Source organism: Gaiella sp. (genome assembly GCF_035558935.1).
Classification (GTDB): domain Bacteria; phylum Actinomycetota; class Thermoleophilia; order Gaiellales; family Gaiellaceae; genus Gaiella.
Map to the genome: position 1 here is coordinate 1 of NZ_DATMBZ010000137.1, position 6,303 is coordinate 6,303.

The 6,303-nt window shown below is 69.6% G+C and carries 8 protein-coding genes and 1 pseudogene; 7 read left to right on the top strand and 2 right to left on the bottom strand.

The genetic code is table 11. The features are described from left to right. Together VNM44_RS13280 and erpA are read right to left on the bottom strand one after the other, a co-directional pair. Window positions 1-443 (bottom strand): annotated as a pseudogene (locus VNM44_RS13280) (NADP oxidoreductase); the annotation flags it as partial. 68 nt (window positions 444-511) lie between these two features. After that, entirely contained in the window at window positions 512-931 is a 420-nt protein-coding gene (erpA, locus tag VNM44_RS13285) for an iron-sulfur cluster insertion protein ErpA (protein ID WP_325626368.1), read from the bottom strand. A 151-nt stretch (window positions 932-1,082) separates the two neighbouring features. Between erpA and VNM44_RS13290 the strand changes: the two genes are divergently transcribed. The 7 genes from VNM44_RS13290 to VNM44_RS13320 all read left to right on the top strand — a co-directional run. After that, window positions 1,083-1,448: an NADH-quinone oxidoreductase subunit A gene (locus VNM44_RS13290; protein WP_325626369.1), complete on the top strand. Its 366-nt coding sequence runs from the start codon at window positions 1,083-1,085 to the stop codon at window positions 1,446-1,448. Window positions 1,449-1,561: 113 nt separating this feature from the next. Further along, window positions 1,562-2,041, top strand: a complete 480-nt coding sequence (locus VNM44_RS13295) for an NADH-quinone oxidoreductase subunit NuoB (protein WP_349258044.1) — start codon at window positions 1,562-1,564, stop codon at window positions 2,039-2,041. Continuing rightward, a complete protein-coding gene (locus VNM44_RS13300; protein ID WP_325626371.1) occupies window positions 2,038-2,583 on the top strand; it encodes an NADH-quinone oxidoreductase subunit C in 546 nt (181 codons plus the stop codon). Before VNM44_RS13295 ends, VNM44_RS13300 begins: the two co-directional genes overlap by 4 nt. Window positions 2,584-2,614: 31 nt before the next feature. Beyond that, the gene (nuoD, locus tag VNM44_RS13305) at window positions 2,615-3,859 is read left to right on the top strand and encodes an NADH dehydrogenase (quinone) subunit D (protein WP_414652982.1); all 1,245 of its coding nucleotides are present in this window, start codon (window positions 2,615-2,617) and stop codon (window positions 3,857-3,859) included. Then, window positions 3,856-4,320, top strand: a complete 465-nt coding sequence (locus tag VNM44_RS13310; protein ID WP_325626373.1) for an NAD(P)H-dependent oxidoreductase subunit E — start codon at window positions 3,856-3,858, stop codon at window positions 4,318-4,320. The genes nuoD and VNM44_RS13310 overlap by 4 nt, the downstream gene beginning before the upstream one ends. After that, a complete protein-coding gene (gene nuoF, locus VNM44_RS13315; protein WP_325626374.1) occupies window positions 4,317-5,669 on the top strand; it encodes an NADH-quinone oxidoreductase subunit NuoF in 1,353 nt (450 codons plus the stop codon). Before VNM44_RS13310 ends, nuoF begins: the two co-directional genes overlap by 4 nt. Window positions 5,670-5,781: 112 nt before the next feature. Further along, the coding region (locus tag VNM44_RS13320) for a 2Fe-2S iron-sulfur cluster-binding protein (RefSeq protein WP_325626375.1) at window positions 5,782-6,303 on the top strand (522 nt) is incomplete at its 3' end.

Here is a 6,303-nt window from a genome sequence, read left to right on the forward strand (position 1 = left end):
ACCGCGCGCTCGTGCGAGAGGTCGAACTCGAGGTCCTGGAAGTCGGGGTGGCCGTTGTACCAGGCGACGAAAGCGGTCGCGGGCCACGAGCCCGGCAGGTCCTCGCCCGGGATCCCGAGCCGGCGGTCGGTCTGCGAGCCGATCGCGTAGACGACCGCGCCGTAGCGCTCCGCGAGCTCGGCGTGCGTGACGTCCCGGCCGACCTCGACGTTCCCGAGGAAGCGGAAGCGCGGGCTGGCGGCGATCTTCTCGAACGCGCGCGAGACGGCCTTGATATTCGGATGGTCCGGTGCGACGCCGAGCCGGACGAGACCCCAGGGCGTCGGCAGCCGGTCGAGGAGGTCGACCTCGACGGGGGGGTCGTCACTGGCAAGGAGAGCGCCGGCAGCGTAGAACCCGGCCGGGCCGGACCCTACGACGGCCACACGGAGATGCTCGCTCACGCGAGGATCCTAGAGTCGAGCGGTTCTTCCGGGTGCAGTCGCGAAGCGCGCCCGACGAGCGGCGCCTCTCAGTGACTGCAGCCGGAGCCGCAGCCGCCCATCTGCGTTCCCTCGGGGAGCTCCTCGCCCTCCTCGACCTGGAACGAGTGGCCGCAGCCGCAGGAGGAAACCGCGTTCGGGTTGTCGATCTTGAACCCGGACTCCTGGAGGCCGGTCAGGTAGTCGATCTTCGCGCCCTGGAGGTACGGCGCGCTGAAGGGGTCGACGACGATGTGGACGCCCTCGAGCAGCAGCTCGTGGTCGCCCTCGGCGGCGCCGGAGTCGAACCCGAGCCCGTACTGGAAGCCCGAGCAGCCGCCGCCCTGGATCGCGACGCGCAGCACGAGCGAGTCGGCGTCCGGCTCCTCGGCCATCAGCTCCTTCACCTTCTCCGCCGCGAGCGGCGTGAGGTCGAGCAGCGTGTCGGTGGGGCGCTCGGCGATCTCCATGCCCAGATGGTACCCAAGTGGTCAGTCGCCGCGAGCCCGCGCACTTTGTGACACCGGATTCCACGGTTCCGAGCGGGTTGTCCTTCGACCTCGTGCGGCGAGACCGGAGTGGTAGGTTTCGCGGACGACCCCGGACGGGATCGAGGAAAGCGTGCTCTCCGACTGGCTCCCGTTTGTCATCTACGCCGTCTTCGCCGCCCTGATCCCGGCGACGATGATTCTCTTCTCGTTCGTCTTCTCGACCCGCCCGACGACGCGGACGAAGCAGCGGCTGCTCCCGTTCGAGTCCGGCGTCGCGCGCGACGCGCCGGGACAGCAGCGTCGCTTCACCGTGAGCTTCTACTTGACGGCGATGCTGTTCATCCTGTTCGACATCGAGATCGTCTTCCTGTATCCGCTCGCGGTGCAGCTCGATCTGCTCGGCTGGTTCGGCTTCGCCGAGTTCGGCGCGTTCGTCGCGATCCTCGCGGTGGCGTACGTCTACATCTGGCGGAAGGGGGCGCTCGAGTGGCACTAGCGCGGCGGTTGCCGCTCGTGTCGGACCGCCCGGCGGCGAAGGCGGGGCTCCGCAGCGAGCGAACGCTCTGGCCCGACCGCGGTCCCGGCGTCTTCGAGCAGGAGCTCGAGTCGATCGAGGACGCGCTGATGACGACGACGGTGGAGAAGGCCGTCGCGTGGGCGCAGTCGGGCTCGATGTGGCCGGACACGTTCGGCCTCGCGTGCTGCGCGATCGAGATGATGTCGATCGTCTCCTCGCGCTACGACATCGCCCGCTTCGGAATGGAGCGCTTCAGCTCGTCGCCCCGCCAGGCCGACCTCCTCATCATCTCCGGACGGATGACGCACAAGATGGCCGCTCCTGCGCGCCAGGTCTACGACCAGATGCTGGAGCCGAAGTGGGTGATCGCGATGGGCGCCTGCGCGAGCTCGGGCGGGATGTTCAACAACTACACGGTGCTTCAGGGCGTCGACAAGATCTTCCCGGTGGACATCCACGTGCCCGGGTGCCCGCCTCGGCCGGAGGCGCTCATGGAGGGCATCATCCGCCTCCACGAGAAGATGCGCGCCGGCGTGCCACCCGCGTACGAGATCCGCGGGGTCGCAGAGTGACGCCGACGGGCGTGCCCGGCGTCGCCGAGACGCTCGAGGCCCACGGAGAGACCACGCTCGTCGTCGACCCCGCCCGGATCGTCGAGACGTGCACGTACCTGCGCGACGCCGAGGGGTTCAACGTGCTCGTCGACGTCTCCGGGGTCGACTACCTCGGCTGGGGCGGGTCGGGCGTCGCGGGCTACATCGGCACGGAGGCCGGACGCGACCTGCACGCGCCCGGGTCGCAGGGCTTCCAGCGTGTCCCGGCCGACAAGCCGAAGCGCTTCGCGGTCGTCTACCACCTCCTCCGCGTCGCCGACGCCCCCGGGCGGGTACGCGTGACGGCGTGGCTCGACGACGGCGACGAGATCGACTCGGTCGTCGGCGTCTGGCCTGCCGCCGACTGGTTCGAGCGCGAGGTGTTCGACATGTTCGGGATCACCTTCCGCGGCCATCCCTACCTCGTGCGCATCCTGATGCCCGAGGACTGGGAGGGGCACCCGCTCCGCAAGGATTACCCGGTCGGCGGCGAGCCCGTCCGCTTCTCGGGGGAGGAGTGACGAGCACATGGCGGTGATGCCCGCGCAACGGATCTACGAGGGGACGCGCATCCCGTCTCCGTGCCCGACGATCCTCCGGATCGACCCCTCCGAGCACGACCTCGACGACATCCTCACGATCAACTTCGGGCCGAACCACCCGTCGACGCACGGCGTGCTCCGCCTGATCGTCGACCTCGACGGGGAGCACGTGGCCGGGATCGAGGCCGTGATCGGGTACCTCCACACGGGGTTCGAGAAGACGATGGAGACGAAGACGTACTGGAAGGGGATCACGTATCCCGAGCGGATCGACTACCTCTCCTTCCAGGCGAACGAGCTCGTCTTCGTGCTGGCGATCGAGAAGCTGCTCGACCTCGAGACGCCCGAGAAGGCGACGTGGATGCGGATGTGCCTCTCCGAGCTGAACCGACTCCATTCACACCTCGTCTGGCTCGGCACGTCGGCGCTCGAGATGGGCGCGATCTCGATGTTCTGGTACGCGTTCCGCGAGCGGGACATGGTGCTCGACCTGTTCGAGATGGTCACCGGCGTCCGCATGCACACCCGCTACTTCCAGGTCGGCGGGCTCGCGGAGGACATCCCGGAGGGGTTCTACGCGGAGGCGCGGGCCTTCGCACGCCACATGCCGAAGGCGGTCGACGACTACGAGGCGATCCTCGACAGGAACAAGATCTGGCTCGAGCGGACGAAGGGCATCGGCCTCCTGTCGGCCGAGGACGCGCTCGCGCTCGGACAGTCCGGGCCGATGCTGCGCGCGTCCGGCGTCGACTGGGACCTGCGCAAGAACATGCCGTACCTCGCGTACGACCAGGTCGACTTCGACGTCCCCGTCTATCCGAACGGCGACGTCTACGACCGCTACAAGGTTCACATGGACGAGATGCGCACCTCGGCGCGCATCGTCGCCCAGTGCGTGACGAGGCTCGAGGAGATGCGGGGCGACCGGTGGATCGCCGACGACCGCAAGGTGGTGCTCCCCCCGCGCGAGGAGCTCCACACCTCGATGGAGTCGCTCATCCACCACTTCAAGATCGTCACGGAGGGCTACCGCGTGCCCGAGGGCGAGGTCTACGTCGCGATCGAGTCCGCCCGTGGCGAATGCGGGTGCTACCTCGTCTCGGACGGCGGCCCGAAGCCCTGGCGTGTCAAGTTCCGGGCCCCGAGCCTGGCGGCGCTCCAGGCAACGGCCACCTGCGTGCGAGGCGCCGCGGTCGCCGACCTGATCGCCGTCGCGGCCTCGCTCGACCCGGTGATGGGAGACGTCGACCGGTGAGCACCTTCTACGACGAGGTGCAGGAGCTTCGCTCCCGCTATCCGGACGAGCGGTCGGCCGTGATGCCGGCGCTCCAGCTCGCGCAGGAGCGGCACGGCGGCTGGCTGCCCGAGGCCGCGCTGCGCGAGGTCGCCGACGCACTCGACGTGACCCCCGCGTACTGCGTCTCGATCGCGTCCTTCTACGACATGCTCCACGTCGAGCCGATCGGCCGCCACGTCGTCGAGGTGTGCACCAACGTGTCGTGCGCCGTCTCCGGCGCGCAGGGGGTCGTCGAGGCGTTCGAGCGCGAGCTCGGCATGCACGTCGGCGAGACGACCGAGGACGGCGCGGTCACGCTGCGCACGGTCGAATGCCTCGGCGGCTGCGGCTGGGCGACGGTCGTCGCCGTCGACAACCGCCACCGCCTGCACGTGCGCCCCGGTGACGTCGCCGGGATCGTGAAGGAGCTCGGCGAGTGAGCTCGACCACGCCCGAGATCGTCTTCGCCGGCACGGACGGCGGCGCGCTCACCGAGCTCGACGAGTACGAGAAGGTCGGCGGTCTCCAGGCGCTCCGCCGCGCGCGCGCGATGACGCCCGACGAGATCGTCGCCGAGCTCAACGCGTCGAACCTGCGCGGCCGCGGGGGCGCGTTCTTCCCCACGGGGCGCAAGTGGAGCTTCATCCCGAAGCCCGACCAGAACCCACGGCCCCACTACCTCGTCGTCAACGCCGACGAGTCGGAGCCCGGGACGTTCAAGGACCGGGAGATCATGCTCCGGGTCCCGTTCCGCTTCCTCGAGGGCTGTCTGATCGCAGCCCGCGCGATCGAGTCGACGCACGTCTTCGTCTACATCCGCGGCGAGTACGAGCGCGAATGGGAGATCCTCGTCTCGGCGCTCGAGCAGCTGCGCGCCGCGAAGCACCTCGGCGACGTGACGCTCGTGCTCCACCGCGGCGCGGGCGCCTACATCTGCGGCGAGGAGACCGCGCTGCTCGAATCGCTCGAGGGCTACCGCGGCCAGCCGCGGACGAAGCCGCCGTTCCCCGCGATCGCCGGGCTCTACGCCTCGCCGACCGCCGTGAACAACGTCGAGTCGATCACGACCGTGCCGCCGATCATCGAGATGGGCGGCACCGAGTACGCCACGCTGGGCGTCCAGGATTCGACCGGGACGCGCGTCTTCTCCCTCTCGGGGAACGTCGAGCGCCCCGGCAACTACGAGCTGCCGCACGGCTTCCCGCTCAAGGACCTGATCTACGAGGTCGGCGGCGGGATCGCCGACGGCCGGACGCTCAAGGCAGTGATCCCCGGCGGGTCGTCGACCCCGATCCTCACCGCGGCCGAGGCCGAGAAGGTGACGCTCGACTTCGACTCACTCTCGCAGGCCGGCACGGCGATCGGCTCGGCAGCCGTGATCGTGCTCGACGACCGGTGCTGCATGGTGCAGCTCGGCGTCCGCGTCTCGCAGTTCTACGAGCACGAGTCCTGCGGCAAGTGCACGCCCTGCCGCGTCGGGACGCGCTGGCTCACGCAGATCCTGAAGAAGATCGAGTCCGGCGACGGGACGCACGCCGACCTCGACCTCCTGCTCGACGTGGGCGAGCGAATCAACGGCACGTGCCTGTGCCCGCTCGGCGACTCCGACGCGATCGCCGTCGCGAGCTACGTCGCGAAGTTCCGCGAGGAGTTCCTCCAGCACGTCGAGGAAGCCGGTTGCCCGTTCCACGGCACGTCGTCGCTCGACGGGATCGTCGCGCCGACGGACGTGCACGAGGCGCACGTCGGGCCCGCAGAGATCAGGCGGCCGCTCGAGGTGGTGGCGTGAGCGTGGTGTGCGGGCTCCCCGGGCGTGGCTTCGGCCTCGCCCCCCTTCCCACGCCGGCCGAACCAGGGGGGGCGCGGCTAACGTCACGCCCGACTCGCGAGGAGCTCGAGTCGTGAGCGACCTGGTCAAGGTCACGATCGACGACCGCGAGGTCGAGGTCACAAAGGGAACCGGGCTCGTGGAGACCGCCGCCGCGGCCGGCATCGAGATCCCCGTGTTCTGCTACGAGCCGCGGCTCGGGCCGCCCGTCGGCGCCTGCCGCATGTGCCTCGTCGAGGTCGAGGGCCTGCCGAAGCTCCAGGCCGGCTGCACGCTCGCCGCCCAGGAGGGGATGGTCGTGCGCACGTCGGCGACATCCGAGCGCGCGGCGGCGGGGCAAAGGGGGACGCTCGAGTTCATCCTCGTCAACCACCCGCTCGACTGCCCGGTCTGCGACAAGGGCGGTGAGTGCCCGCTGCAGGACCTCACGTTCCGTTACGGGCCTGGATCCACCCGGATGACGTTCCCGAAGATGACGTTCGACAAGCCGATCCCGGTCTCGCCGCTGATCGCCCTCGATCGCGAGCGCTGCATCCTCTGCTACCGCTGCACGCGCTTCTCGGGCGAGGTGGCGGAGGACAACCAGCTGATCGCG